Below are 24,801 nucleotides of genomic sequence, written 5' to 3' on the forward strand. Positions count from 1 at the left end.
GCGCGACTCCGTCCAGACGATCGGGCACGACGCGGGCCCGCAGGTCGTCGCGACCAGCTCGCTGTACTTCGCGCTGAGCGACATGGACGCGCAGGTCTCCAACATCCTGCTGATCGGCCGCCAGCACGACCTCGGCAGCGGCTACGACCAGATGGTCGGCGCCTACGAGCAGCGCCGCGCGGACGCCGACGCCGCCGCGGTGCAGGCCGCGCAGCTCGCGGGGCGCGACCCGGCGCTGCGGCAGACCGTCCAGGACGTCCTGGACGGCCTCGGCCGCTACGAGCGGCTCGTCGGGTCGGCGATGCAGCTGAACCAGCAGGCCGACCACCCGGCGGGGGAGCCGCCGAAGGAGGTCGTCGACGCCTACCGGCAGGCGACCGACCTGATGAAGCTGGAGCTGCTGCCGAAGGCGTACAACATCACCCTCGACACCGGCGCGCACGTCCGGCAGGCGTACGAGTCGAAGCGGTCGTCGGTGCTGGCGGGCCGCGACTGGGTCATCGCCGCCGGGGTGGTCGCGCTGCTGCTGCTGGTCGCGACGCAGCTGTACCTGGCGCGGACGTTCCGGCGCCTGCTGAACCCGGCGCTCGTCCTGGCGACGCTCGGGACGATCGCGCTCGCCGCCGCCGGCGCCGGCCTGCTGTCCGCGCAGGCCGGGCACATCAGGAAGGCGAAGGAGGACGGCTTCGACTCCGTCCTGTCGCTGTCGCGGGCGCGGGCGATCAGCCACAGCGCGTTCGCCGACGAGAGCCGCTACCTCCTCGACCCCGGCCGCGCCGACACCTACGAGCAGACCTACCTCGACAAGTCCCTCTCCGTGGTCTATCCGGACATCGGCGACAAGCCGCTGAACCTGGAGAACTACTACGCGGGCCTGGAGCAGAAGGTATCGACGTACAGGCCGGACAAGGGCGCGGTGCCGTTCCTCGGCTTCTTCGCCGACGAGGCCGCCTCGGCGCGGAGCGCGCGCGAGGCCGGCGCCGTCGAGCGGACGCTGCGCGCCTACGTCGTCGTGCAGCGCGACGACCAGCGGATGCGGTCGCTCGCGAACTCCGGCGACCGCACCGGCGCGATCAACCTGCGGATGGGCCGCCGGTCCGGCGCGATCCGCGACTTCGACGCCTACGACGCCGCGCTCGGCTCGCTGATCGGCGCGCACCAGGACGCGTTCACCAAGCAGATCAAGGACGCGGACGGCGGGCTGCGCGCCTGGAAGGCCGTCCCGCCCGCCGCCGCCGTCATCGCCCTGCTGATCATCGCGGGGGTCCGTCCCCGGCTGGCCGAGTTCCGCTGACCGGAGGAGACGAACCGATGCGCGCCACCCGCCCCGTCCGCCCCGCATTCGTGCGCGGCGCCGCGCTGCTCTGCACCGTCCTGTCCGCCGCCGGGACGCTGTCGGCGTGCGGGCTCGGCGGCGCGGACAAGCCGACCATCGCGCACAAGCACTCGCTGACCATCGGGGTGAAGGAGGACCAGCCGAGCCTCGGCGTGAAGGGCAAGGACGGGACGTACCAGGGCTTCGACGTCGACGTCGCCACCTACATCGCGGGCCGGCTCGGCGTGCCGAAGAGCCGGATCCGGTGGCGGACGACGAACTCGTCCGTCCGGGAGAAGGCGCTCGCCGACGGCACCGTCGACATGATCGTCGCGACGTACTCGATCACCGCCACGCGCAAGCGCGTCGTCACGTTCGCGGGCCCCTACTACGTCGCGCACCAGGACACCCTGGTCGCGCCGGGCAACACCACGATCCACAACGTCCGGGACCTGAAGGGCCGCAAGATCTGCGCGGTGACCGGGTCGAACTCGTGGCGGCGGGTGATCGAGGAGCGCAAGATCGCCGCGGTTCCGGTGCAGGCGCCGACCTACGGGGCCTGCATGAGCGATCTCGCGGACGGCAAGCTGGACGCGGTGTCGACCGACGACCTGATCCTCGCCGGCTTCGCCGCCGGCCACCCCGGCAAGATCATCAACGCGCCGTTCACCGACGAGAAGTACGGCGTCGGCCTCAAGAAGGGCGACCTGGAGGGCTGCGAGCAGATCAACCGCGCCATCACCGCCATGTACCAGGACGGCACCGCCGCGCGCCTGCTCCGCAAGTGGTTCGGCACGTCCGGGCTCAAGCTCACCACGAGCGTCCCGCAGTTCGAGGGCTGCAGCTGACCCCTCAGGACGTGGTGGTGGACGGCAGCGCGCCGATCGCCTCCCGCAGCGTGTCGTAGATCGGGACGAACTTGTCGATCCCGGTGATGCGGAAGACGCGCTGCACCCGCGGCGGCAGCGCCACCAGCGCCACCGTGCCGCCGTGCTCCCCGGCGCGCCGGTTCGCCGCGACGATCGCGTTCAGGCCGGTCGAGTCGCAGAACGTGACCTGCCGCATGTCGACGACCATGGGCTCGCCCGCGTCCACCACCTCGAACAGGGCCTCCTCGAAGCGCGCCCGGGACACCACGTCGATGTCGCCCTGCACCCGGACCAGCGTGCAGCGTTCGTCCTTCATCAGGTTGATGTCGAAGTCCATGGCCACCTCTCGCCCCGGCTCCAAGGGGCACCCCGGTCCCACGCACCTGGTGCTCCACCTCAGGTGACTCCTCAGGATTGCGCACCCGTGCCCGCAATCCAAGCACTTCCAGGGATAAGGACCGGGTCGCCCTCCCGCGTCCCGGACCGTAACACCCCTTCGCACCGGGGCCGCGCGGGCCCCGCCCGCGTTCCCCGGCGTGCCGCGCCCGCGTCCGCGAATAACTTACTCCAGAGAAACTTACTGGATGGTAAGAAATGCTTTCACGATTGCCGCACCCTCCCAATGTGACCGAAGTCCCACCCCCGGATCAAGTCCCCCAATAGTCCACCGGCGCCCCCCGTGACCAGCGGTTGAACCATTTCTTACCTGCCGGACGGCGGGAAAAGCGGGTGCTGACCCGAGCACGGATCGGCACAGAGGTTACAGTGGCGGTGCGAATGACAGGAGGCTGGGTGTTCTACACGTTCATGACGCGAGTGGTGCGTCCGATCCTCTGGCTGCTATTCCGCCCGAAGGTGGTCGGAGGGGACAACGTGCCCGCCTACGGGCCGCTCATCGTGGCCAGCAACCACCTGTCGTTCATCGACAGCTTCATCATCCCGCTGGCCGTCCCGCGCCCGGTGACCTACATCGCCAAGGCCGACTACTTCACCGGCGGCGGCCTCAAGCGCGGCTTCGTCCGCTGGTTCCTCACCAACCTCGGCCACGTCCCCGTCAAGCGCGGCGCCCGCCGCGCCGCCATGGGCGCGCTCGAGCAGGCCGGCGACGTCCTCGCCAACAGCGGCGCCTTCGCCATCTACCCCGAGGGCACCCGCTCGCCCGACGGCCGCCTCTACCGCGGCCGCACCGGCGTCGGCTGGCTCGTCCTCGCCTCCGGCGCCCGCGTCCTGCCCGTCGCGCTGGAGGGCACCGAGAAGATCCAGCCGATCGGCGCGTCCAAGCCGCGCATCTTCGGCCCGCGCCCCACCGTCCGCATCGGCCCGCCGATGGACTTCTCCCACTACCGCGACCTGCCCCCGGCCAAGGCCCGCCGCGCCATCACCGACGAGATCGTCGAGACCATCCAGAAGATGTCCGGCCAGGAGTACGCCCCCGAGTACAACGAGCGCGCCAACCAAGAGAACCAGTAGCGCCGCCCTCGCTCCGCTCGGGCGGCGCGGTGCGGCTCGTCGCGCATTGTGCTCGGTGCCTTGCCGCCGCTCGGGCGGCGGGCCCTGGGCCCCGGGCCCGGGGGAGGTGGGCCCGGGGCGGTGGGGCGTCAGCCGCCGAGGTTGGGCGTCTTCTCGGTGATGTTCGTGCCGGCCTGGTTCTTGGCGTCGGACTTCATGCCGTCGACCGCCGAGCCCACCGAGCCGATCTCCGACGGGTCGAGCTGCCCGGACTTGAACTTGCCGGCCAGCGAGCCGAACATCGCCGACACCTTCTCCGCCGGGACCTTCAGCGCCTTGCACAGCTTCGGGTCGGAGCCGATGAGCTTGCGTGCGGCGTTGACCCGGTTGGCGGCGAACAGGCCCGCCGCGGCGGCCTTCGCGAACGCCTTCGTCCGGCCGTTCGCGCCCTGCTTGAAGGAGCCCGCCTGGTACGGGTTCCAGATGTAGCGGTGGAACGCGCCGAACGCGAGGCCGGCGTCGGCGGCGAACCGCGTCTTGGCGAAGTGCTTGGTCGTCGAGGTGGGGCAGGACGACGGCGACGCGGCCGGCGACGACGCCGCCGGGCTCCGGCCCGCGGCGACGCGGGCGCTGCTGTCGTCGGCCTTCTTGCCGCCGCCGCACGCGGACGCGCCGACCAGGGTCACCAGCAGGACCGGCAGCACCAGTACTTTGCGGAACATTCTGTGTTCTTCTCTCTGGTGGGGCTCATGCACCCGTGTCCCGGGCGCCACGCCGTACCCACTACCCCGATGAACGCGGTCGGTCACCAGATGAACGCGGACGGTAGCGACAGGTGGCGGCCCGGTGACCTCGCCGGGTCACCGGGCTCGTCCGCCGGTCAGCGGCGGCGGGCGGCGCGCAGGAGCAGCAGGCCCGACGCGAGGACGGCCGCGGCGGTCGCGCCGTGCACGCCGAACGCGGTCGCCTTGGAGCCGTGGTGGGCGAGGATCGTCAGCATGTCGCCGGCCGGGATCGTCGAGAACGCGAGCATCACCAGGCCGAGCGCCTCCCGCTTGCCGCGGGCCATCAGCGTGAGGACGGTGAGGCCGGTGCCGAGGTCCCGGACGCCCTTGATGTTCAGCCAGGCGGTGGCGTCGCCGGACGGCACGGCCGGCAGCCCGAAGCCCTGCGCGGTGCCGGTCGGGTCGAGGAGGTAGGAGAGCCCGACGTAGCCGATGCCGACGCCGGTGAGCAGGGCGAGGGCGCTGCCGGTGCGGGACGTGCGGACGTCCTCGCGGAGCCGCCGCATGCGGGCGGCGTGGTGGCGCGCGCCGTACAGCCGCCAGAACCCGCGGGCCGGGGCGGGCAGCCCGGCGAGGAACTCGGCGCGCTCGTCCGGCGTCGCGTCCTCCAGGACGACGCCGAGGAGCGTGAGGATCTTCGTCTTGGGGGTGTGCTCGACGAAGTGGTCGCCCTGGGCGTTCCACTCGGCCTCGGTGAGGTGGCGTTCGGCGAGCGGCAGCAGGTTCTCCTCCTCGTCGTCGAGGTGCTCGACGAGGACGGCGTGGTGCTCGCTGAGCGCGGCGGCGAGGGCGTCGCGGCCGGCGGCGTCCGCGGTGCGGGCCCAGGGACCGGCGAGCTCGTGCAGCCGGGCGATGGTGGCGGCGACCTTCTCGTGCTGGGCCTCCATCCGCAGGACGATGTCGGCGTCCAGGTCCACCCGGGACAGCAGCAGCGGCCAGATCAGCTCGTCCTCGCCGTGGTGGTGGTTGTGCAGGCCGGTCAGGTAGTCGTCGAGGTGCGCGGTGAGGGTGCGGGCGCGGCGGCGGTCGCCGGGCCGGGTCGCGGCGATCAGCTCGGCCAGCAGGCGCGACTCGCGGCGCATGCCGCGGTGGATGACGATCATGGAGCGGGTGAAGGTGAGGGCGGTCTGCGCGGTGTCGGTGCTCATGTGGACCAAGGTGCCCGCGGCCTCTTGGAACCGGCTTGGAGCGCCGCTTGGAGCACGGCTTGGAGCACGGCTTGGAAGGCGGCTCCGGGGCACCGGCGCGGGGGCCGGTGGCTACGATCGCCGGTAATGGTGCGGATTCGGGTGCTCGGGGCCTTCGAGGCCGAGGTGTCGGGCGTGCGGGCGGCGCTGGGCGGGCCGCGGCAGCGGGCCGTGCTGGCGCTGCTGGTCGCCGCGCGCGGCGAGGTCGTCCCGGTGGACCGCCTGATCGAGGATCTGTGGCGCGGCGAGCCGCCGGCGCAGGCCGTCACGTCCTTGCAGGCTTACGTCTCGAACCTGCGCAAGCTGCTGGAGCCCGAGCGTCCGCCGCGCGCCCCCGCACGGGTGCTGGTCTCCGCCGCGCCCGGCTACGCGCTGCGGCTGCCGGACGAGGCCGTGGACGCCTGGCACTTCGCGGCGCTCGCCCGCGACCCCGAGCGTCCGGCGGAGGCGCTGAAGCTGTGGCGCGGCCCGGCGTTCGCCGAGTTCGCGGACGAGGAATGGGCGCGGACCGAGACCCGGCACCTGAACGAGCTGCGCCTGGCGGCCCGCGAACGGCACGTCGCGGCGCTGCTGCGGGCGGGCGGCGCCGCCGTCGCCGTGCCGGAGGCGGAGCTCCTCACCCGTGACGAGCCGCTCCGCGAGGAGGGGTGGCGGCTGCTGGCGCTGGCGCTGTGGGGGTCGGGACGGCAGACCGACGCGCTCGCCGCGCTGCGCGAGGTCCGCGAGGTGCTCGCCGGCGAGCTCGGCCTCGACCCGAGCCCCGCGCTGGCCGACCTGGAGACGGCCATCCTGCAGCAGCGCACCGAGGCGTTCGATCTGCCCGTGCCCGAACCCGTCCCGCCGCCCGCACCGGTTCCCGCCCCGGCGCCCGCGTCCGCCGCCGAAGGCCCGGCCTTCCTGGGACGCGGCGACGAGCTGGCCGCCCTGACCGGGCTGGCGGCCGGGGGCGGGCTGCGCGTCGCGCTCGTCACCGGCGAGGCCGGGCTCGGCAAGACCGCGCTGCTGACCCGGCTGGCCGGCGTCCTGGAGCGGGAGGGCCGGCTCGTCGTGACGGGCCGCTGCCCGGAGAGCGAGAGCGCGCCCCCGGCGTGGGCGTGGACGGAGGCGCTCACCGAGCTGGCGCGGCACGTCCCGGCGCCCGCCGAGGCGGAGCCGCTGCTGCGGGACGCGTCCGCCGCCGAGCCCCGCGACACCACCGCCGGCCGCTTCCGCCTCCACCGCGCCGTCTGGTCCTGGCTGGAGGACGCGGCCCGGCGGCGCCCGCTGGCCGTCATGCTCGACGACCTGCACTGGGCCGACGCCGAGACCCTCGCGCTGCTGGCGGCCCTGTCCGGCGACGCGTCGCTGCTCGTGGTGGCGGCGTTCCGCGCCGACGAGGCGGGCGCGCGCCTCACCGAGACCCTGGCCGTCCTCGCCCGCCGGTCCCCGCTGCGGCTGCCGCTGGACGGCCTCCCCGAACCGGCGGTCGCCCGGCTCATCGCCGCCGAGTGCGGCGGCGTGGACGCGGCGACGGTCTCCGCGCTCGCCGAGCGCACCGGCGGCAACCCGTTCTACGTGCGGGAGAGCGCGCGGCTGCTCAGCTCCGAGGGCGCGCTCGTCGCGACCTCGGAGGTCCCCGAGGGCGTCCGGGACGTGCTGCGCCGCCGCCTCGCCCGGCTGCCCGAGCCGGCCGTCGCCGTGCTGCGGCTCGCCGCGCTCGCCGGCCGCGAGGCCGACGTGGACGCGCTCGTCCTCGCCGCCGACGCGGGCGAGGACGCGGTGCTGGACGCGCTGGACGCCGGGCTCGTCGCGGGCCTGCTCACCGAGCGGGCCCCGGGCCGGGTCCGGTTCGCGCACGCGCTCGTCCGGGACACGATGGTCGCCGACCTCAGCGCGCTGCGCCGCACCCGCATGCACGCGCGGCTCGGCGCCGCCCTGGAGCGGCTGGCCCCGGACGACGTGCCCGCGCTGGCGTACCACTTCCACCGCGCGGCGTCCGCCGCGACCGCCGCCAAGGCCGTCGAGTACGCCGTCCGGGCCGCCGACCTCGCGGAACGCCGGTACGCGCACGAGACGGCGGTCGAGCTGCTCACCCAGGCGCTGGAGTCGTTCGAGCGGGTGCCGGGCCGCGACGACGCGGACCGCATCGACCTGCTGGGCCGCCTGCTGCGCGCCCAAGCGCGCGCGGGCGCCGTCCAGGACGCCCGCGCCACCCGCAGCCGCGCCGTCGGCCTCGCCGAGGAGGCCGGGCGCGACGACCTGCTCCTCGCGGCGTTCACCGCGTGGACGGAACCGGCGCCCTGGCAGCTGCGCCCGTACGGGGCCGTCGACGAGCACCTCGTCGGCCTGCTGTCCCGGCTCCTGGACCTCGGCGGCCTCGCGCCGGACGTGCGGTGCCGCCTCCTCGACGCCTACGCCGCCGAGCTGTCGGGCTCCGGGGACCCGCGGGCGCGGGCCGCCGCCGAGGAGGCCGTCGAGATCGCGCGGAGCCTGGGCGACCCGCAGCTGCGCGTGCTGACGCTGTTCACGCTCGGCCGCGAGGTCGACTACCGCGACGCGCGCCGCAAGGCCGCGGACGCCCGCGAGCTGCGCGCCCTGGGCACCGACCACGACATCCCCGCGGCGCTGTGGTCCGGCACGTTCACCCTCGCCGTCATCGCCCTGGGCGAGGAGCGTCCGGACGAGGTGCGCGCCCGCGTCGCCGAGGCCGCCGAGCTGGCGCGCCGCTACCGGATGCCGGAGGCGAGCGTCGTCTGCGAGATCGCCGAGGCCGCGCTCGACCACGCCGACGGACGGCTCGAAGACGCCGAACGCCGCTACGCCGCCGCGGTCCGGGCCATGGCCGCGCAGGGCTCGCTGCACACCGCCGGGTTCGAGCTGGTCGCGCGCGCGACGCTGGCGGTGACGCGCGGCACGCTGGCCGCGTTCGCCGACGACGAGCAGGCCCTCGCGCCCGAGATGCGGCCGCTGGTCGCCGACGTCCTCGCCGCCGCGAACGCCGCCGCCGGCCGGCTCGGGGAGGCGCGCCGCCTGTACGCGTCCGCGCAGCCGATCCAGCCGGACTACTACTTCACGATGTTCTGCACGTTCCGCGGCATGACCGCGATCGCGCTGGGCGACGGGCAGGGCGCGGCGGAGCTGTACGCGGCGCTGCTGCCGTACCGGGACGGGCCGCCGGCCGGGCTGGAGAGCCTGTCGGTCGTCCTGCCGCCGCCCGCCCGCACCCTCGCCGGCCTCGCGCCCCTCGCCGGCGAGGACCCCGCCCCGCACCTGCGGCGCGCCGCCGAGATCGCGGCGCTGTGGAACGTCCCGCAGTGGGCGCCCGCGGGCTGACCGGGACGCCGTCGCCGCCCCCGCAGCGTGTCGCCGGGGCCGCCGGGCGGGCCTTCCGCCTAGGGTCGCGGGCATGGCCCACAGGCTCCTCCCGATCGCGGTACTGGCGGCGGTCGCCGCCGCGTCCGGCTGCGGCGGCTCCGGCGGCGCGTCCGCCGGGCAGGCCCGCGGCCCCGCCCGCGCCGCCCCCGCCGGCACCGGCTACACCTCCGACCAGCTCGGCCAGGCGCTGCTCCAGCAGGTCACCGGCTACCGGCGCGGCGAGCCCGACTCCGGCGAGTACGGCTCGCTGAAGGCGCTGCGGAACGCCGCGCAGGTCCGCGCGGAGGCGCGGCTCGACAAGCCCAAGTGCGCGGAGGCCCAGGCCGGCGGCGGGAAGGTCGCGGCGGACGTGCCGACCGCGCTCGTCACGTTCGCCAAGAGCGACGGCCAGACGGCGACGGAGACGCTGATGGGGGTGGAGGACGCCGACGCCCAGCGGCAGGTCGAGGCGCGTGTCCCGAGCGGCTGCCTGACGTTCCGCACGCAGCTCGGCGGGCAGTCGGCCGAGCACCAGGTCACCGAGACGCGGCCCGGCGACATCGGCGACGGCTCCCGGACGGTCGGCGTCGCCACCACCAGCGGCGACCAGCGCACGAACAGCTGGTACGTGGTGTTCCGGGGCCGCCACTTCCTCGGCACCGTCACCGTCTTCGGGCCGAACGCGTCCCGCGCGGAGGCCGAGTCGCTGGCCCGCGCCTGCGTGACCCAGGCCCGCAAGATCCTCGGCACCTGATCCGCCTTCCCGCGACCCCGCGCGGACCTCTAGTGTCAGGATCGCGGGCGGAGCCGGATCGCGGGCCCGCCGGCGGCGATGACAGCGAGTAGGGGGTGCCCTTGATCGGCAAGGAGGGCCGGGTGACCGGCCGGATCGGCCCCGGTCTGGTCGGCGAGGTCATGATCGCGATCCGCGGCGGCTCGGAGGCGTTCTACGCGCATCCGGTCGATCCGCGCGAGGAGATCGCGGTCGGCTCGATCGTCGTCGTGGTCGAGTACCACCCGCCGCGGACGGTGTACGTGGCGCACGCCCTCGCCTCCTGAGCGCAGCGCCCCGTTCGCGGGCGCCGCGCCCGGCCGGTGAGCGCCGCGCGGGGGTTCGTGAACACTGTCACAAAAGGGGCGAACCAAAGGCGGGTCCGCTGCGTCTACTGGAAAACGCGGACGGGACCCGCCTCCACCGGGCCGGCCGCCCGCCAGAGTGAGGAGGCCGCATGCCCATCATCGCGGTGGCGATCGCAGTGGTCGTCGCCATCATCGTGCTGATCATCCTGTTCAAGATGGTCTGGCGGGTCGCGGAGCCGAACGAGGCGCTGATCATCTCCGGCCTGGGCGCCCGCTCCAAGCCCATCGACGGGGTGGAGAGCCTCGGCTTCAAGATCATCACGGGCAAGGGCACCTCGGTGCTGCCGGGCTTCCAGACGGCCCGCCGGCTCCGGCTGGACAGCCGCGCGGCGAACCTCGAGGTGCACTGCGTGACCCAGCAGGGCATCCCGGTGAAGGTCCGCGGCGTCGTGATCTACAAGGTCGGCGACGACTTCGTGTCGATCGCCAACGCGGCGCGCCGCTTCCTGGAGCAGCAGAAGTCGATGGACGGGGCGATCCACGAGCTGTTCACCGGCCACCTGCGCTCGATCATCGGCAACCTGACCGTCGAGGACCTCATCCTCAACCGCGAGCGGCTCACCTCCGAGACCCGCGGCTCGGCCGCCGACGAGATGAGCAAGCTCGGCCTGGTCGTGGACTCGCTGCAGATCCAGGAGATCGACGACGAGACCGGCTACATCACGAACCTGGGCCGCCCGCACGCCGCGAAGGTCGCCGCGGAGGCGCGCATCGCCGAGGCCGAGCGGGACCAGGAGGCCACCCGCAAGGAGCAGGAGGCCATGCGGGAGAACGCCGCGGTGATCCGGGACACCGAGATGAAGAAGGCGGAGTACGAGGGGCAGGTGCAGCAGGCCGCGCAGCAGGCCCGCCAGGAGGTCATCCTCAAGGAGACCCGCAACGCCGAGCTGGAGGCCGAGCGCACCGAGAAGCGGCTGGAGAGCGAGGTCCGCAAGCCGGCCGACGCGCGCGCGTACGAGCAGGTGAAGCTGGCGGAGGCCGAGCGGGAGGAGCGCATCTCCTACGCGCAGGCCGCCGCGACCGAGGTGCAGCTGAAGGCGCAGCGGGAGGCCGAGGCCACCCGCCTGCTCGGTGAGGCGCAGGCCGACGCGACGCGGCGCAAGGGCCTCGCGGAGGCCGAGGCGATCAAGGCGCGGGCGGACGCGCTGGCGCAGAACACCGACGCGGTGATCGCGCAGCAGCTCGCCGAGAAGTGGCCGGAGATCGTCCAGGCCGGCGCGGGCGTGTTCGGCAACGTCGACAACATGGTCGTGCTGAACGGCGCGGAGGGCATCGAGGACATGCTCGCCAAGGCGCTGACGCTCGGCGGCACCGGGCTCGGCGTGGCCCGGCAGCTGCTGGCCGGCATGAACGGCCAGAACGGTCAGAACGGGAACCCGGCGAACGGTGCGGCCCAGGCCGTCCCGGTCACCCCGGTGGAACTCCCCGAGCAGGACTGACCCGGACGACCGACCGGAACGCGGCCGGTGTCCCGCCCTGGGGGGCGGGGCGCCGGCCGCTTCCGCGCGGAACGCCGTCCCCGCCGGGCCCCAATAGACTCGCCCCATGTCCGTGCCGCGGCTCGCCGTCTCCGTCGATCTGGTCGTGTTAACCGTGCGGGAGCAGCGGCTGTCCGCGCTCCGATGGCGGCGGGACCGGGCGCCCTACGAGGGGGCGTGGTCGCTGCCCGGCGGGTTCATCCAGCTCGACGAGGACCTGCCCGCCGCCGCGTCCCGGCTGATGGCCGAGCGGGCGGGGCTCGCGGACGTCCGGATCCACCTGGAGCAGCTCGCGACCTACGGGTATCCGGACCGGGACCCGCGGCAGCGGGTGGTGAGCGTCGCCTACCTCGGCCTCGCCCCCGACCTGCCCGCCTCCAGCCGCGCGCAGGTGCTGTGGACGGCGGTGGACGACCTGATCGGCAAGGACCGGGCCGCGTTCGACCACCGGCGGATCCTCTGCGACGGGATGGAGCGCGCGCGGGCGAAGCTGGAGTACACCTCGCTCGCCGCGGCGTTCTGCCCGCCCGAGTTCACGGTCGCGGAGCTGCGCCGGGTGTACGAGATCGTCTGGGGGACCGTCCTGGACCCGCGGAACTTCCACCGCAAGGTCACCGGCGCGGACCGGTTCCTGATCCCGACCGACCGGACGACGACCCGCGACGGCGGCCGTCCGGCGCGGCTGTACCGTCGCGGGGACGCCGAGCAGCTGCGCCCGCCGATGCTGCGCCCGCGCGGCTGACCGCGCGGGCGGCCGGGGCGGCCGACCGGGCGGGTGGCCGGGCGGGTGGCCGGGCCCGGCCAGGTAAAAGATCGCCGCGTTGACCTGGGGTGATGTCGCGGGCATCCGGACGGGATTGCTAGCTTGCGACCTATGAACGGTGACTCGTCCGAAGTGCTGGGCCTGCTCGTCAGGGACATCGGGGAGGCCGGCGTCGCGGAGATGGCCGGGTCCCCGGGGCTGGCGGCGGCGGTCGACCAGCACGTGGCGAGCCTGCGCGACGAGCTCGGTGAGCCGGACGAGGACGAGCTGATGGGCTACCTGCGGGAGTTCGCGGAGGAGGCGTTCAACCGCGGCTGGTGGCCGGACAGCACCCGGGACTGGGAGTTCGTCCGGATCGTCGCCGTGTGCTGGCTGATGCGCGAGGCCACCGCCCCCTGACTGCACCATGTCCCGCTTTCGCCCGGGACATGGTGCATTCCGTAGGCTTGACCCCAACACCCCTGTGCAACCTGGAGGACAACGGTGTCCGAGGCAACCACTCCGCGCTTCCGCTCCGTCCTCGACCGCTTCGTGGCCTACAAGCCCGGCAAGGTCGTGGTGTCGCCCGAGGGCCGCTCGTTCAAGCTCTCGTCCAACGAGTCGCCGGAGGGGCCGCTCCCCTCGGTGCTGGACGCGATCGCGGCGGCGGCGCGGAACGTCAACCGCTACCCCGACAACAACGCGACGGCGCTGACCGAGGCGATCGCCGGGTTCTGCGGCGTGCCCGCCGACCACGTCGCGGTGGGCTGCGGGTCGGTCGGGATGACGCAGATGCTGCTGGAGGCGGTCGCCGAGCCGGGCACCGAGGTGGTGTACGCGTGGCGGTCGTTCGAGGCGTACCCGCTGCTGGTGTCGCTGTCGGGCGCGACGGGCGTGCAGGTGGCGCTGAAGGACGAGACGCACGACCTGCCCGCGATGGCCGACGCGATCACCGAGAAGACCCGGCTGGTGTTCCTGTGCAACCCGAACAACCCGACCGGGACGGTGGTGGGGCGCGCGGAGATCGAGGCGTTCCTCGACCGGGTGCCCGAGGACTGCCTGGTCGTGCTGGACGAGGCGTACCGCGAGTACGTCCGTGACGACGAGGTGCCGGACGGCCTGACGCTGGTCGGCGACCGGCCGAACCTGGCGGTGCTGCGGACGTTCTCCAAGGCGTACGGGCTGGCCGGGCTGCGGATCGGGTACCTGGTGGCGCACCCGATCGTGGCGGGCGCGATCCGCAAGACGTTCCTGCCGTTCAGCGTGAACTCGGTGGCGCAGGCCGCCGGGATCGCGTCGCTGGAGGCGACGGACGAGCTGCTGGAGCGGGTCGAGCGGACGGTGAAGGAGCGCGACCGGGTGCACGGGGCGCTGCGCGCGGACGGCTGGACGGTCCCGCCGACGGAGGCGAACTTCGTGTGGCTGCGCCTCGGCGACCGGACGATGGAGTTCTCCGCGGCGTGCGACGCGCAGGGCGTGAGCGTCCGCCCGTTCGAGGGCGAGGGCGCGCGGGTCTCGATCGGCTCGCCGGAGGAGAACGACGCGTTCCTTGAGGTCGCGAAGGCGGTCCCGTACCGGAACTGATGGCCGGGACCGGGCCGTCCCGCCCCGGAGGGACGGAGCGGCCCGGTCATCGGACGTGCTCGTGGCCGGGAGCCGTCAGCTCGTGGCCCAGAGCTGCTGGCCGCCGCTGCCGACGAGCTTGAAGGCGGCGGTCACCGTCGCCGTGCCGGGGCAGAGCGCGGACCCGCTCTTCTTGGTCACGGTGCCGTTGGTGATCTTGGCCTGGGCCTGCGCGACGGAGGTGTCGGGCCGGGTGGGGTTGTTCGGGTTGTAGCCGTTGCCGGTGAGCGTCCCGGTGTAGACGCAGCTGAGCCCGAAGACGGTGGCGCCGACGGTGTAGTGGGCGACGGTGATGGTGCCGTCCCGGCCGCCGGCGACCGGGGCGTAGACGACGGAGCCGCCGGTCCAGGGCAGGCTCTGGGCGGTCACGGTCACGGAGCCGAGGCTGCTGGTGCACCCGCTGAACGACGCCGACGTGACGTTCAGGTTGGTGCCGTCGGAGTTGATCGTGCCGTTCTGGACGGCCGAGGTGCAGGTGGCGTTGCTGAGCGAGGTGACGACCGAGATGTTGCCCAGGTTGGTCGCGACGACGCCGCCGGAGTAGGCGGGGCCGGTGGCGCTGCCGCTGCGGATGGTGGTGCCGGCGGCGGACGCCGGCGCCATCGTCAGCGCGAGGACGGAGACCGAAGCGGCTCCTGCGACTGCGAGCTTGTGAACACGTGACACCTGTGGCTCCCTTCGCGAGGTGTCAAGGGGGTGGTACCGGGATTAAGCGCCTCTCCGCGGGGCGAATTCAAGGCCCTGGCCGGATTGAGACACTTTCCGGTTTCTATTGGACTGAACGGCCAATTAGCGCATTCGGGCAGGCGGAATTGCGCGCTCACAGAATGGCGCGTTCAGGAAGGGAAAATGGCGGGGTCGGCGGCGGCCGGCGAGGGTGGGGGCTCGGTCGGGCGTGGCGCGGAGCGATCACGTACCGGGCGGTTCGCGGCCTCCTGGCAGGCGAACGGCACCGGTCGGGGCGATCGGGCTTGTCGGGTGCACGGCGCGCTCCCATGAATCCGGACATGGCGGGGAACCGGGATGAGGGCACGCGCCCAACGCTGGAGGATCCGGCCGGGGATGCGGCCGGGATCAGCGATGATGCCTCACGTGACCGCCATGATGAACGGCGAAATGTCATCGGTCAAGGCCATTCACGGGATGGCCGATCCGGACGGCCGGAAGCTCGTTTCCGGATGCCCGGCGGTCCGGCGGCCGGGCGCGGCGGCCGCCTGCGGTGCGCGGCGCCGGGATCACGCCGGGCCGGAGCTCGTGTTCGGGGGCCGGTGCACGCTGCGCGCCCGCACCCCCGGGCCGTGCACCGACCGTAGGCCGGCGCGGACGCGGAGTGCTTCAGCGCAGTTCGCTGCACGAATTAAAGATGGCTTCCGGTGTTAGTCTTGCCGTGTGGTCAAAGATGATAACGGCCGGCTCGGAGTCGTGGCCGCCCTGGTGCGGTCCTCGTTCCTGGTGGACGCGGTGTACGCGGCGTCGGCCCGCGAGTACGGGCTGACCCAGCAGCAGGGGCAGCTGCTCTGCGTGCTGATGGGGCGGTCGTACGGCATGGGCGAGCTGGGCGCGACGCTGGGGCTGGCGAAGTCGAGCCTGACCGGACTGGTGGACCGCACCGAGCGCAACGGCCTGGTCCGGCGGGAGCCGGACCCCCGGGACACGCGGGCGGTGCGGGTGGCGCTGACCGCGCGGGGCGCCGAGCTCGTGGACGAGTTCTACACCGAGACGTGCCGCCGGATCGACGAGCTGCCGGCGGGGCTGAGCCCGCGGGAGCGCGAGACGCTCGCCGGCCTGCTGGGCCGCGTGGTGCTGGACAACGAGGTCCCGGCGGTCTTCCAGGAGCCGGACGAGGAGCCCGCGGGCGATCCGGGCCGGTAGCGGGGAATCGCGGTCCTGCGGACGCGGTTGTTGTTCGCAGTACGAACTGATACCGTTCGTACTGCGAACTCTAACCGTTTGTTCTGGGAGCGTGAAATCATGGGCCGTACCGTCGCGGTCATCGGTGGAGGCTACGGAGGCGCCGCGGTCGCCAAGGCGCTGCAGGCCGAGGCCGACGTCGTCCTGATCGACCCTCGGGACGCGTTCGTCAACGCCGCCGCCTCGCTGCGGGCGCTGACCCGCCCCGACTGGGCCGCCAACATGTTCTTCCCGTACGAGACGCTGCTCACCGAAGGCGGGCGGCTGGTCCGGGACCGCGCCGCGTCGGTGGACCCCGGCGGCGTCACCCTGGCGTCCGGCGGGCGCGTCGAGGCGGACCACCTCGTCCTCGCCACCGGCTCCAGCTACTCCTATCCGGCCAAGCCGGGCTCCGACTCGGTCGACGCGGCGCTGGACGACCTCCGCCGGACCCACAAGGAGCTGCGGCAGGCCGCGAGGGTGCTGATCCTCGGCGCCGGGCCCGTCGGGCTGGAGCTGGCCGGGGAGATCAAGGAGGTCTTCCCGGACAAGCACGTCACGGTCGCCGACCCGGCGCCGGAACTGCTGCCCGGCTTCGAACCGGAGGTCGTCGAGGACCTGCACCGCCAGCTCGGCGCGCGCGGCATCGAGCTGCGCCTCGGAACCGCCTTCGCGACGCCCGGCACCGAGCCGGGCCGGGCCGGCGAGTTCACCGTCGCCGCCGCGGACGGCGAGGAGATCACCGCCGACATCTGGTTCCGCGCCTACGGCGTGCGCACCAACAGCGGCTACCTCGCCGACGGCCGGCTGACGTCCCTGACACCGGAGGGCGGGTGCGGGTGAACGAGCGGCTCAACGTCATCGGGCACGACCACGTCTACGCGGTCGGCGACATCACCGACGTCGCGGAGGCGAAGATGGCCGGCTGGGCGATGCGGCACGCCGAGGTGGTCGTCGAGAACATCAAGGCCCGGCTGAACGGCGCGGAACCCACCGCGACCTACGAGCCCACGCCGTTCCCGATGATGCTGCTCCCGCTCGGCACGACCGGCGGCGTCGGCCAGTTGCCGACCCCGGACGGCCCGTCCGTCGCCTCGCCGGCGATGGTCGCCGACTACAAGGGCACCGACCTGTTCACCGGCCGCTTCACCGGCCAGTTCGGCCCGACGGCCTGACGAGGGGGAGAGCAATGTCCATGAACGACGTCGTCTTCGGTTTCGGCGCGCACAGCACCTTCGACGAGCGGCCCGCGCTGATGCGCATGGTCCGGCGGGCCGACCGGGACGGGCTGGACCTGTTCTCGCTGTCCGACCACCCCTACCTCGGCGAGCGCCTGGACGCCTACGCCACGCTCGGGTTCGTCCTCGGCGGGACGGAGCGCATCGCGGGTTTCGCGAACGTCAGCAATCTGCCGACCCGGCCCGCGCCGATGCTGGCGCGGACGGTCACGACCCTGTCGGAGCTGTCCGGCGGGCGCGTCGTGCTCGGCATGGGCGCGGGCGGGCTCTGGGACCGGATCGGCGACATGGGCGTGCCGAAGCTGTCGCCCGGCGAGGCCGTCGACGCCTTCGAGGAGGCGATCGTGCTGGTCAAGAAGCTGTCCGGTGGAGGCGCCCCGGTCACCTTCGAGGGCGAGCACTACCGCGTGCGCAGGATCGCGCCGGCTCCGGCCGCCGCGCCGCCCGTCTGGACCGGGTCGGTCGGCAAGAGGTCGCTGGCGGCGACCGGACGGGTCGCGGACGGCTGGATCCCGGGCCACGCGGCCGACTGGCTGAGCGAGCGGTACCGGGCGTCGCGTCCGGTCGTCGACGAGGCGGCCGCGGAGGCGGGCCGCGACCCGCGCGAGGTCCGCACCGTCTTCAACTTCCCCGGCCGCGTCACCGACCGTCCGCTGCCCGCGACCCGCGACGGCGACGGCCGCTGGGTCGGCGGCTCGGCGGACCAGTGGGCCGAGGAGTTGACCGGCGCGGTGCTGGAGCACGGCGCGTCCGGCTTCATGCTGTTCTCGCCCGAGGGCGGGACGCCGGACGAGGCGACGCTGGGCCGCTGGGCCGGGGAGATCGTCCCGGCCGTGCGGGAGGCGGTCGCGAAGGAGCGCGGCTGACCGCCGCCGGGCGCCGCCCGCTCGGCGGCGCCCGGCGCGGTGCCCGCGTCAGGACAGCATGTACACCCGGTACTGCATGAACCGGTAGTTCGTCGGGTCGTACCACTGGCTGACGATGATGTGGAAGTTGCCGAACGTCGAGCCGGGGACGACGAACCCGCCGTAGGGGGAGGTGACGACGTTCGCCACCTGCGCCTGGGGCGGACCGTTGACGATCATCGTCTGCTCCAGCGTCCGGGTCAGGTCGGAGGTCGGGAGCGGGAAGACCATCGCCCGGATCGTCGCCGTCGGGGCGTCCAGCCAGGTGAGGACGTACTTGCCGTCCATCGCGCGGAAGCAGATCTCGCCGTACCGGCGGTCGGCCATGACCGTGGTCGGGGGCGCGCCCCAGCGCCAGCCGCCGTCGTAGCCCCACGGCTCGTAGGCGCCCGGGTCGCCGAGGGCGTCCTGGCGTACCCGGTGCAGCAGCAGGCCCGAGTCCCGGTCGCGGTTGAAGGCCGAGGACAGGACGTAGCAGTACCCGTCGTCGGCGACGGCGTAGGTCTTCTGCTGGAACTGGCCGCCGTGCATGTCACCGGGCCACTGGCACAGGTACTCCCAGGTCTCGCCGTTGTCGAAGGAGCGCCAGAAGTCGGTGTGGTGGGTGTCGTAGATGACGCCGCGCATGAGGTGCATGTACATGACGCCGTCGACGACGAACGCGTCGGACGGGATCGCCGTGGTGAACTTGCCGTCTCCGACCGGGTTGTGCGGTTCGTCGACGAGGCTGCGGGCGTTGCCGCCGCCGACGCTCCCGTCGATGTGCAGGTTGTTGACGTCGCCGTTGCCGGAGCGCAGGCCAGCGGGCGCGCGCCAGTACGAGGGCTCGCCGGGGCCGGGGACATGGGGGCCGTCGAAGGTGTCGCCGCAGACGAACAGCATGGTGCCGTTCGGGCACCGCACGGGGACGCCGAGGTCGGTCCAGGGGGCGTTGAACGGGCCGGTCTCGGCGGGGCCGCTGAGGTCCTTCACCTTGACCGCGACCGTCGGGCTGGTCGGGTCGCCCGGATTGCCGGCCGGGGCCGCCGCGACGGCCCGCGGGTTCCGGCCGAGGTCGCTCCAGCCCGCGCCGGCGATCCCCGCCCCGACGGCGACGCCCGCGCCGATCCTGAGCAGCCTGCGGCGGGAGTATCCGCCGGTCGCCGGGGTGTTGCCGTCCGATGAGCGTGCCATCGCCGCCGCCTTCCAGATCGGGGTGCCGGGAGCGGTTCCGGCGCCGCGGCCCGGGGGACGGGCGGGGGAGCGAGCGGCGCCAGACCAAAAGAACACCGATGTCTGTTTTACAGCACGCGGACGCCGGACGCCAGAGCGTGACGTCCGGTGGACGGCCTTCGGCCGGGTGTCAGCCGGCCTTCGCCGGGCCGAGCTTCTCGACGATCAGCCGGTAGAGCTGGCGAGGACGGCCCGGCTGCGGCGTGCGGTTCGGCGGGAGCGGCCAGGCCAGCCCCTCCTCGACGAGAGTGCGCAGCAGCCGGCGCGCGGTGCGCGGCGTGACGCCGAGCATCTTGCCGGCGTTCTCGGCGTCCACGATCAGCGGCTGCTCCTGGTCGCCGAGCTTGTCGGCGAGCCGCGCGAGGATCTCCAGGCCCTTCGGCTTGGCCTGCGGCTGGCTGCGCGGCGGGGTGCGCGGCGCCGGGACCAGCGCGCGGCCGTCCCGGTCGAGCGCGAAGCCCTGCGCGCGCTGGGAGCTCTGCGACCGGGCGAGCGCGGCGCGGGCGTGGTTCTCCGCCTCGTGCGCGGTGCGCCCCATCCCGATGCCGACCTCTATGGCGAGCCCCAGCTCCTCGCGGACCCGCTCGACGAATGGCGGCGTCCGGAAGCCCTCGGTGGACGCGGTGACGGACCCGCGCGTCGCGATCACGAGGTAGCTGTGGTCGTCCAGCGGCCACACCGACGCGTTCATCCGGTGCGCCTCCTGGAGCAGGACGCGGTGCAGCGCGAGCTTCAGCTCGTCCCGCCAGTACCGGGGGGTGACGCGGCGCGGCGTCTCGCGCAGCGTCGGGACGTCCACCAGCACGACGACGAGCTGCGACTCCTCCAGCCGGTGGTGGGCGCCGAGGAGCGCGGCGGTCTGCAGGGAGCTGCGGATGGACGCGCCGGTCGGCCGGACCCGGATCGTCGGCACCCCCGCCATCTCCATCCGCTCGGCGGTGGCGTGCACGCAGGTCATCGCGACGGTCGTCGCGCCGCGCCGCCACAGCCGCTCGTGGAAGGCGGCGAGCGTGCCGGGCCCGGCGGCCTCCTCGCGCAGGTGGACCTGCTCGGTGCCGAGGCTGATCTCGGCGTAGGCCTCCTCGACCTCGGCGCGGCCGAGCACGTCGATGCTGACCCGGGACGGGTCGAACCGCTCGTCGAGGGAGGCGCGCAGCAGCGCGCCCTGCAGCGCGGCGCCGTTCAGCGGCACGTACGTCGCGGGCATGGTGAGCACGCCGGCCTTGCGCGCGAAGTCGTAGGGGACGGGGCTGGCGAACAGGCAGACGTCGACCCCCGATCCCAGCCGGACGACCTTGTCGGCCGCCTCCTGCTCGTCGCGGTAGGCGGCGGCCACCAGCCGGCTCGGCACCGGCGTGGGGCCGTGGCCCATCAGCATGACCCGCTCGACCAGGTCGTGGGGGCCGACCACGCCGATGGTGAGGTCAGGCGTGACCGAGCCCGTTCGTGCCGCCGTCATCGATGATCGCTCGCTTCCGGTCCATCCTCTCGGGGGCACGGCCCCGGCCACGCGTTCGCGCACGCTCCGCCCAACGGTCGTCTCATGGCTTGTCGCCCCTGCCTTCTGACCCAGCACCGCAGTTCCCGTGCGATTCGTTCCTCAGTGGGCAGATCGGGTCAGGGCGGCGATGTGTGACGCCCAGACGCGAAATCGAATCAAGAGTGCGGCGAAAAAGTAACCTACGCGACCCCCTGGTCAGTAATTTGTCACCAATCGGTCAGTCTTGATCCTGCATCTTGGGACGTCCGAAGTTGAAAAACAAGACCCGAAAACGCCGCAGGGGCCTCCTCAGGGCACTGACGTGTACTGAGGAGACCCCTGTGGCGTCCGTTCGGTTTACGCGTTGGCGGAAACTTGATCATCCCGGTGGCGGTCGCCCCGCAAAGACGAGCGATCCGGCTGCATGGCCCGCGGCGCCCGTCGCGGTGATTTTCCAACGCCCTCCGGACGGTCCGTATATGGACCGTTCCATGCCCTTTTTTTCGCTGGTCAGCGGCCTGCCCGCTCGTGTTCGCGTAACACCGTGATCCGACTTTGCGTAACCGGCCGGTAACCAGTCGTTCACCACGATTCCCGGCCCGGTGTGACAAGCCCGGTAAGGAACCACTCCCGATTGGGTCAGAGCGAAGGCCACATGCGGCCGATTCGGCCGGACGGAATGACCGCGTAGTCAGCAGACGGCCGGCCCGGCGGGATCATCCCGCCGGGCCGGCCGTAACGGTCCGAGTCGCGGCCCGCCTTAGTCCGCTTCGCGCTCGATGTCGGCGCCGAGCTGGGAGAGGCGCTCGGCGGTGTGGGCGTGGCCGCGGTCCAGGTAGTAGGCCGAGGTGATCGTCGTCTCGCCCTCGGCGGCCAGGCCCGCCAGCACCAGCGCGCTGCCGCAGCGCAGGTCGTGCGCCTCGACCTCGGCGCCGCGCAGCCCGCGCGGCCCGTTCACCTTCGCGCGGTTGCCGTCCACCTCGATGTCGGCGCCCATCTTGCCCAGCTCGTCGGCCAGCTTGAACCGGCCGTCGAAGATCCGCTCGTAGATGTAGGACGGGCCCTCCGCCAGGCAGGACAGCGCCATGATCGGCGACTGCAGGTCGGTGGCGAAGCCCGGGTACTCGTCGGTGATCACGTTGATCGGGCGGAGCGTGCGCTCCCGGCGGACCTGGAGCACCGCGCCCTGCTGGTGGAACTCCACGCCCATCTGCTCGAGCTTGTCGGCCGCGACGCCGAGGTGCTCCAGCGACGCGCCGACGAGGTTCAGGTCGCCGCCGGTGATCGCGGCGGCCATCACGAACACGCCCGCGTCGATCCGGTCCGGCATGACGGTGTGCTCGACGGCGGTCAGCTCGTCCACGCCCTCGACCGTGATGAAGCCGGTGCCGCCGCCGGTGATCTTCGCGCCCATCGCCTGCAGGATGGCGATGTTGTCCAGCACCTCCGGCTCCAGCGCCGCGTTCTTGATCAGCGTGGTGCCGTGCGCCAGCGCCGCCGCCATGATCAGGTTCTCGGTGCCGGTGTGCGACGGCGTGTCGCAGTACAGCGTCCCGCCGCGCAGGTCGCCGGCCTTGATGTGGATGATGCCGTCGCCGTTGTCGGCCACGTGCTCGGTGACCGTGGCGCCCATCCGCTTGAAGCCGTTGTAGTGGAAGTCCAGGTTGCGGCTGCCGAGGTTGCAGCCGCCGACGCCCTCGATGACCGCCTCGCCCAGCCGGTGCAGCAGCGCCGGCACGAACAGGAACGAACCGCGGAAGCGGGAGGCGATCTCGCCGGGCAGCACCGGGCTGCTGAGCGAGGAGGCGTCGATCACGAGGGTGCGCTCGGTCTCGTGCAGCTCGGCCTTGGCGCCGATCGCCCGCGCGAGCTCCACCGCCCGCCGGACGTCCTCGATGATCGGAACGTTCCGCAGCACCGTCCGGCCCCGGGAGGCCATGAGCGAGGCGCCGATCATCGGCAGGACGGCGTTCTTGGCGCCCTGGACGAAGACGGTGCCGTGCAGCTGCCGGCCGCCGCGCACGCGATACCGAACCTCGTGGCCCATGCTCATTCCGCCATATCTCCTTTGAAACGCGGTCAAGGTGCCTGCCCGATGAAGGTGGGACCACGGGGGCCGGGCGCGCCGAAAGGTCCCGCTGCGCCAACGCGCCCCCAGTAAACCACCGGTCCGGGGATGGGGTGTCCGCATGCGCCACCCTTGCGCCAGTCTGCTTGGTGAGATCCCCAGAGCGTCCCAAAGGTTCGCATTCCCGGGGAAAATCCAAGCTGAGGAGTCCGCCGGACGGGTGTCCGCCGGCGGGTCTAAGGTGATCGTCCATGGACGACACGCCCGGCTGGGACGCCATCGACGCCGCACTGCGCCCCCTGTACGGGGACGTCCAGCCGTACCACCTCGGCACCGTCATCAAGTGGGCGCTCGGCGGCCCCGACCCGCTCGACGGCATCAGCGTCTACGCCCGGACGGAGCCCGTCCCGCACTGGCATTTCGTGTCGTACGGGATGTCGGAGCTTTACGGCAAGGAGTCCAGCGACCCGGACGAGTCGGGCTGGGGCTTCGAGTTCACGTTCCGGCTGGTCCGCGACCCGGCGGACGCCGAGCCGCCGCCCTGGGCGGCGAACCTGCTCCAGAACCTCGCCCGGTACGTGTTCAGCTCGGGGAACTGGTTCGAGGCCGGGCACCACATGAACGTGAACGGGCCGATCGCCGCCGACCGCGAGGACTCGCAGATCCGCGCCGTCGCGTTCGTCACCGACCCGGAGCTCGGCGAGATCGCCACGCCGCACGGCCGGGTGGAGTTCCTGCAGGTCGTCGGGCTCGCGGCGGAGGAGTACGAGGCCCTGCGGCAGTGGGACGCCGCGTCGTTCCTGACCGCGATCGCGCCGCACCTGCCGCTGTTCGTCACCGACATCGACCGGCCCTCGCTGCTCGCGGATCCGGAGCTGGCGCGCGCCGTCCGCGAGGGCATCGCGCGCGACGGGTCGAGCAGCGGCGCCCTGTTCGTGAACACGGCGCACTGGGAGCTGGACGGCGCCGCCACGACGCTGCGGATCGGCGCGCTGCAGGCCGAGGCGATCGCGCAGGCGCTCCGGGGACGGCTGCCGTTCGGCCGCACGCTGCTCCTGCAGACCGAGGACACGCGGATGGTGTTCCAGCCCGCGGGCGCGTACGCGGTCGTGGAGACCGAGGACGGTCGGCTCGACGTGAGCCTCCCGCCGGAGGCGCTGGACGACGTCGTCGCCGCGCTCCGCCCGGTCGCCGGCAGCACCCCGGTCGCGGCGCTGCCGGGCCTGACCGTCGAGATCGTCCCGACTCACATGCGGGACCGCTACGGCAACGAGACCGGTGAGGTCGTCGGCTAGCGGGCCTCGATGACCTCGACCGGGTCGCCCACCGTGAGGGTGCCGAGCGCGCGCGGGACGGCGTTCTGGCCGAACCGGATGCCGCGGTCGATCGTCCGGTAGGACGCCAGCGTCCGCAGCGGCTCGCGGCCCCGCTCCCCGGTCTCCTGGTCGGTCGTCGTGATGACGCACCGCGCGCACGCCTTGACCATCTCGATGACGGTCCCGCCGACGCGCAGCAGCCGCACCGAGTCCTCCGCGTACGCGCCGAGCCCCTCGACGACCAGGCTCGGACGGAACCGGTTCATCGGCAGCGGCTCGTCCAGCCGCGCGTTCAGGTCCGCCAGGGACTCGGCGGAGATCACCAGCAGCGGGTAGCCGTCGGCGAACATCACCTCGCCGCCGCCCCGCGACGTCGCCCGGTGCCCCGTGAAACGGACCAGCCGGCAGTCGGCGTCCAGCAGCGCCGAGAACCAGCCGGCCGCCTCGTCGCCCTGGTCGACGCCCCGGGCCTCGTACCGCTGGACGGTCACGTCCAACACCTCCCCGTCGTCCACCGCCTTATGGACGAACCGGGAGGCGCCGGGCGCGTCGACGCTCAGGACCTCGCCGTCGTAGGACGGGCGCAGCAGCGCCATCCCGGCGAGGTCCCGCTGCGACAGGAACCGGCCCGACGGCGTGACGAGCATGAACTCCCGGTCGTACGGGAGGCCCCGCGCCGTCAGTTCGGCGGTGCGCAGCGCGGTGCCGCCGCCGCTCTTGAGCGGGTAGGCGTTCAGCTCGGTCAGGGTGGCCGTCACGGTCGCTCCGGAA

Annotated in this window: 23 protein-coding genes; 15 read left to right on the top strand and 8 right to left on the bottom strand. The window is 73.2% G+C overall.

Going from position 1 to position 24,801, the window contains the following annotated elements:
- Positions 1-1,294: GlnX family signal transduction membrane protein (locus J4709_RS47625; protein WP_208252116.1), on the top strand; the 1,294-nt coding region annotated here is incomplete at its 5' end.
- Positions 1,295-1,311: 17 nt separating this feature from the next.
- The gene (locus J4709_RS47630) at positions 1,312-2,163 is read left to right on the top strand and encodes a glutamate ABC transporter substrate-binding protein (protein ID WP_208252117.1); all 852 of its coding nucleotides are present in this window, start codon (positions 1,312-1,314) and stop codon (positions 2,161-2,163) included.
- A 4-nt stretch (positions 2,164-2,167) separates the two neighbouring features.
- Here J4709_RS47630 and J4709_RS47635 read toward each other — a convergent pair whose 3' ends face one another.
- A complete protein-coding gene (locus J4709_RS47635) occupies positions 2,168-2,521 on the bottom strand; it encodes an STAS domain-containing protein (protein WP_208252118.1) in 354 nt (117 codons plus the stop codon).
- 455 nt (positions 2,522-2,976) lie between these two features.
- On the opposite strand from J4709_RS47635, the gene J4709_RS47640 reads away from it, so the two are divergent.
- A complete protein-coding gene (locus J4709_RS47640; RefSeq protein ID WP_307802118.1) occupies positions 2,977-3,654 on the top strand; it encodes a lysophospholipid acyltransferase family protein in 678 nt (225 codons plus the stop codon).
- Between the two features lie 128 nt (positions 3,655-3,782).
- On the opposite strand, the gene J4709_RS47645 is transcribed toward J4709_RS47640, so the two are convergent.
- Positions 3,783-4,355 carry a hypothetical protein gene (locus J4709_RS47645; protein WP_208252119.1) on the bottom strand — a complete coding sequence of 191 codons (573 nt, stop codon included), beginning with the start codon at positions 4,353-4,355 and terminating at the stop codon, positions 3,783-3,785.
- 158 nt (positions 4,356-4,513) lie between these two features.
- On the bottom strand, positions 4,514-5,566 hold the full coding sequence (locus tag J4709_RS47650; RefSeq protein ID WP_232385163.1) for a DUF4267 domain-containing protein: 1,053 nt from the start codon (positions 5,564-5,566) through the stop codon (positions 4,514-4,516).
- A 126-nt stretch (positions 5,567-5,692) separates the two neighbouring features.
- Between J4709_RS47650 and J4709_RS47655 the strand changes: the two genes are divergently transcribed.
- The 7 genes from J4709_RS47655 (at position 5,693) to hisC (ending at position 13,882) form a co-directional block, all read left to right on the top strand.
- Positions 5,693-8,917 (top strand): ATP-binding protein, encoded by a 3,225-nt coding sequence (locus J4709_RS47655; RefSeq protein ID WP_208252120.1) that lies wholly within the window; start codon positions 5,693-5,695, stop codon positions 8,915-8,917.
- Positions 8,918-8,990: 73 nt separating this feature from the next.
- Positions 8,991-9,692 (top strand): hypothetical protein, encoded by a 702-nt coding sequence (locus J4709_RS47660; protein WP_208252121.1) that lies wholly within the window; start codon positions 8,991-8,993, stop codon positions 9,690-9,692.
- A 122-nt stretch (positions 9,693-9,814) separates the two neighbouring features.
- Positions 9,815-9,997: an NfeD C-terminal domain-containing protein gene (locus tag J4709_RS47665; RefSeq protein WP_151599708.1), complete on the top strand. Its 183-nt coding sequence runs from the start codon at positions 9,815-9,817 to the stop codon at positions 9,995-9,997.
- Positions 9,998-10,167: 170 nt separating this feature from the next.
- Positions 10,168-11,517, top strand: coding sequence for an SPFH domain-containing protein (locus J4709_RS47670; RefSeq protein WP_232385164.1), 1,350 nt, complete (start codon positions 10,168-10,170; stop codon positions 11,515-11,517).
- 106 nt (positions 11,518-11,623) lie between these two features.
- Positions 11,624-12,298, top strand: a complete 675-nt coding sequence (locus tag J4709_RS47675) for an NUDIX hydrolase (protein WP_208252122.1) — start codon at positions 11,624-11,626, stop codon at positions 12,296-12,298.
- A 132-nt stretch (positions 12,299-12,430) separates the two neighbouring features.
- Positions 12,431-12,718, top strand: a complete 288-nt coding sequence (locus J4709_RS47680) for a DUF6401 family natural product biosynthesis protein (protein ID WP_173097376.1) — start codon at positions 12,431-12,433, stop codon at positions 12,716-12,718.
- A gap of 84 nt (positions 12,719-12,802) precedes the next feature.
- Positions 12,803-13,882 carry a histidinol-phosphate transaminase gene (gene hisC, locus J4709_RS47685; protein ID WP_208252123.1) on the top strand — a complete coding sequence of 360 codons (1,080 nt, stop codon included), beginning with the start codon at positions 12,803-12,805 and terminating at the stop codon, positions 13,880-13,882.
- 75 nt (positions 13,883-13,957) lie between these two features.
- Here hisC and J4709_RS47690 read toward each other — a convergent pair whose 3' ends face one another.
- On the bottom strand, positions 13,958-14,587 hold the full coding sequence (locus J4709_RS47690) for a hypothetical protein (protein WP_208252124.1): 630 nt from the start codon (positions 14,585-14,587) through the stop codon (positions 13,958-13,960).
- Between the two features lie 723 nt (positions 14,588-15,310).
- Between J4709_RS47690 and J4709_RS47695 the strand changes: the two genes are divergently transcribed.
- The 4 genes from J4709_RS47695 (at position 15,311) to J4709_RS47710 (ending at position 17,915) form a co-directional block, all read left to right on the top strand.
- Positions 15,311-15,793, top strand: a complete 483-nt coding sequence (locus J4709_RS47695; protein WP_208252125.1) for a MarR family winged helix-turn-helix transcriptional regulator — start codon at positions 15,311-15,313, stop codon at positions 15,791-15,793.
- Positions 15,794-15,892: 99 nt separating this feature from the next.
- Entirely contained in the window at positions 15,893-16,654 is a 762-nt protein-coding gene (locus J4709_RS47700; protein WP_208252126.1) for an FAD-dependent oxidoreductase, read from the top strand.
- Entirely contained in the window at positions 16,651-16,986 is a 336-nt protein-coding gene (locus tag J4709_RS47705) for a hypothetical protein (RefSeq protein WP_208252127.1), read from the top strand. The genes J4709_RS47700 and J4709_RS47705 overlap by 4 nt, the downstream gene beginning before the upstream one ends.
- A 20-nt stretch (positions 16,987-17,006) precedes the next feature.
- Positions 17,007-17,915, top strand: coding sequence for an LLM class flavin-dependent oxidoreductase (locus J4709_RS47710; RefSeq protein ID WP_232385165.1), 909 nt, complete (start codon positions 17,007-17,009; stop codon positions 17,913-17,915).
- Positions 17,916-17,963: 48 nt separating this feature from the next.
- On the opposite strand, the gene J4709_RS47715 is transcribed toward J4709_RS47710, so the two are convergent.
- The 3 genes from J4709_RS47715 to murA all read right to left on the bottom strand — a co-directional run bounded on the left by J4709_RS47715 (position 17,964) and on the right by murA (position 22,693).
- A complete protein-coding gene (locus tag J4709_RS47715) occupies positions 17,964-19,127 on the bottom strand; it encodes a DUF4185 domain-containing protein (protein WP_208252129.1) in 1,164 nt (387 codons plus the stop codon).
- Positions 19,128-19,296: 169 nt separating this feature from the next.
- Positions 19,297-20,625: a transcriptional regulator gene (locus J4709_RS47720; protein ID WP_192809019.1), complete on the bottom strand. Its 1,329-nt coding sequence runs from the start codon at positions 20,623-20,625 to the stop codon at positions 19,297-19,299.
- 781 nt (positions 20,626-21,406) lie between these two features.
- The gene (gene murA / locus J4709_RS47725) at positions 21,407-22,693 is read right to left on the bottom strand and encodes a UDP-N-acetylglucosamine 1-carboxyvinyltransferase (protein ID WP_208252181.1); all 1,287 of its coding nucleotides are present in this window, start codon (positions 22,691-22,693) and stop codon (positions 21,407-21,409) included.
- A 272-nt stretch (positions 22,694-22,965) separates the two neighbouring features.
- Here murA and J4709_RS55270 point away from each other — a divergent pair, with 272 nt between their 5' ends.
- Entirely contained in the window at positions 22,966-24,009 is a 1,044-nt protein-coding gene (locus J4709_RS55270) for a suppressor of fused domain protein (RefSeq protein WP_269757661.1), read from the top strand.
- Here the strand turns inward: J4709_RS55270 and J4709_RS47735 are convergent.
- Positions 24,006-24,788, bottom strand: a complete 783-nt coding sequence (locus tag J4709_RS47735; protein WP_208252130.1) for an MOSC domain-containing protein — start codon at positions 24,786-24,788, stop codon at positions 24,006-24,008. The two genes, J4709_RS55270 and J4709_RS47735, sit on opposite strands and share 4 nt — an antisense overlap.
- Positions 24,789-24,801: the final 13 nt, after the last annotated feature.

Origin of the sequence: Actinomadura violacea (genome assembly GCF_017573465.1) — a bacterium.
Taxonomy (GTDB): domain Bacteria; phylum Actinomycetota; class Actinomycetes; order Streptosporangiales; family Streptosporangiaceae; genus Spirillospora; species Spirillospora violacea.

Coding starts and splice junctions, on each gene's coding strand:
- J4709_RS47700 (WP_208252126.1), top strand. CDS start 15,893: ATGGGCCGTACCGTCGCGGTCATCGGTGGAGGCTACGGAGGCGCCGCG.
- J4709_RS47680 (WP_173097376.1), top strand. CDS start 12,431: ATGAACGGTGACTCGTCCGAAGTGCTGGGCCTGCTCGTCAGGGACATC.
- J4709_RS47660 (WP_208252121.1), top strand. CDS start 8,991: ATGGCCCACAGGCTCCTCCCGATCGCGGTACTGGCGGCGGTCGCCGCC.
- murA (WP_208252181.1), bottom strand. CDS start 22,693: ATGGGCCACGAGGTTCGGTATCGCGTGCGCGGCGGCCGGCAGCTGCAC.
- J4709_RS47630 (WP_208252117.1), top strand. CDS start 1,312: ATGCGCGCCACCCGCCCCGTCCGCCCCGCATTCGTGCGCGGCGCCGCG.
- J4709_RS47645 (WP_208252119.1), bottom strand. CDS start 4,355: ATGTTCCGCAAAGTACTGGTGCTGCCGGTCCTGCTGGTGACCCTGGTC.
- J4709_RS47655 (WP_208252120.1), top strand. CDS start 5,693: ATGGTGCGGATTCGGGTGCTCGGGGCCTTCGAGGCCGAGGTGTCGGGC.
- J4709_RS47670 (WP_232385164.1), top strand. CDS start 10,168: ATGCCCATCATCGCGGTGGCGATCGCAGTGGTCGTCGCCATCATCGTG.
- J4709_RS55270 (WP_269757661.1), top strand. CDS start 22,966: ATGGACGACACGCCCGGCTGGGACGCCATCGACGCCGCACTGCGCCCC.
- J4709_RS47720 (WP_192809019.1), bottom strand. CDS start 20,625: ATGACGGCGGCACGAACGGGCTCGGTCACGCCTGACCTCACCATCGGC.
- J4709_RS47635 (WP_208252118.1), bottom strand. CDS start 2,521: ATGGACTTCGACATCAACCTGATGAAGGACGAACGCTGCACGCTGGTC.
- J4709_RS47710 (WP_232385165.1), top strand. CDS start 17,007: ATGAACGACGTCGTCTTCGGTTTCGGCGCGCACAGCACCTTCGACGAG.
- J4709_RS47715 (WP_208252129.1), bottom strand. CDS start 19,127: ATGGCACGCTCATCGGACGGCAACACCCCGGCGACCGGCGGATACTCC.
- J4709_RS47675 (WP_208252122.1), top strand. CDS start 11,624: ATGTCCGTGCCGCGGCTCGCCGTCTCCGTCGATCTGGTCGTGTTAACC.
- J4709_RS47650 (WP_232385163.1), bottom strand. CDS start 5,566: ATGAGCACCGACACCGCGCAGACCGCCCTCACCTTCACCCGCTCCATG.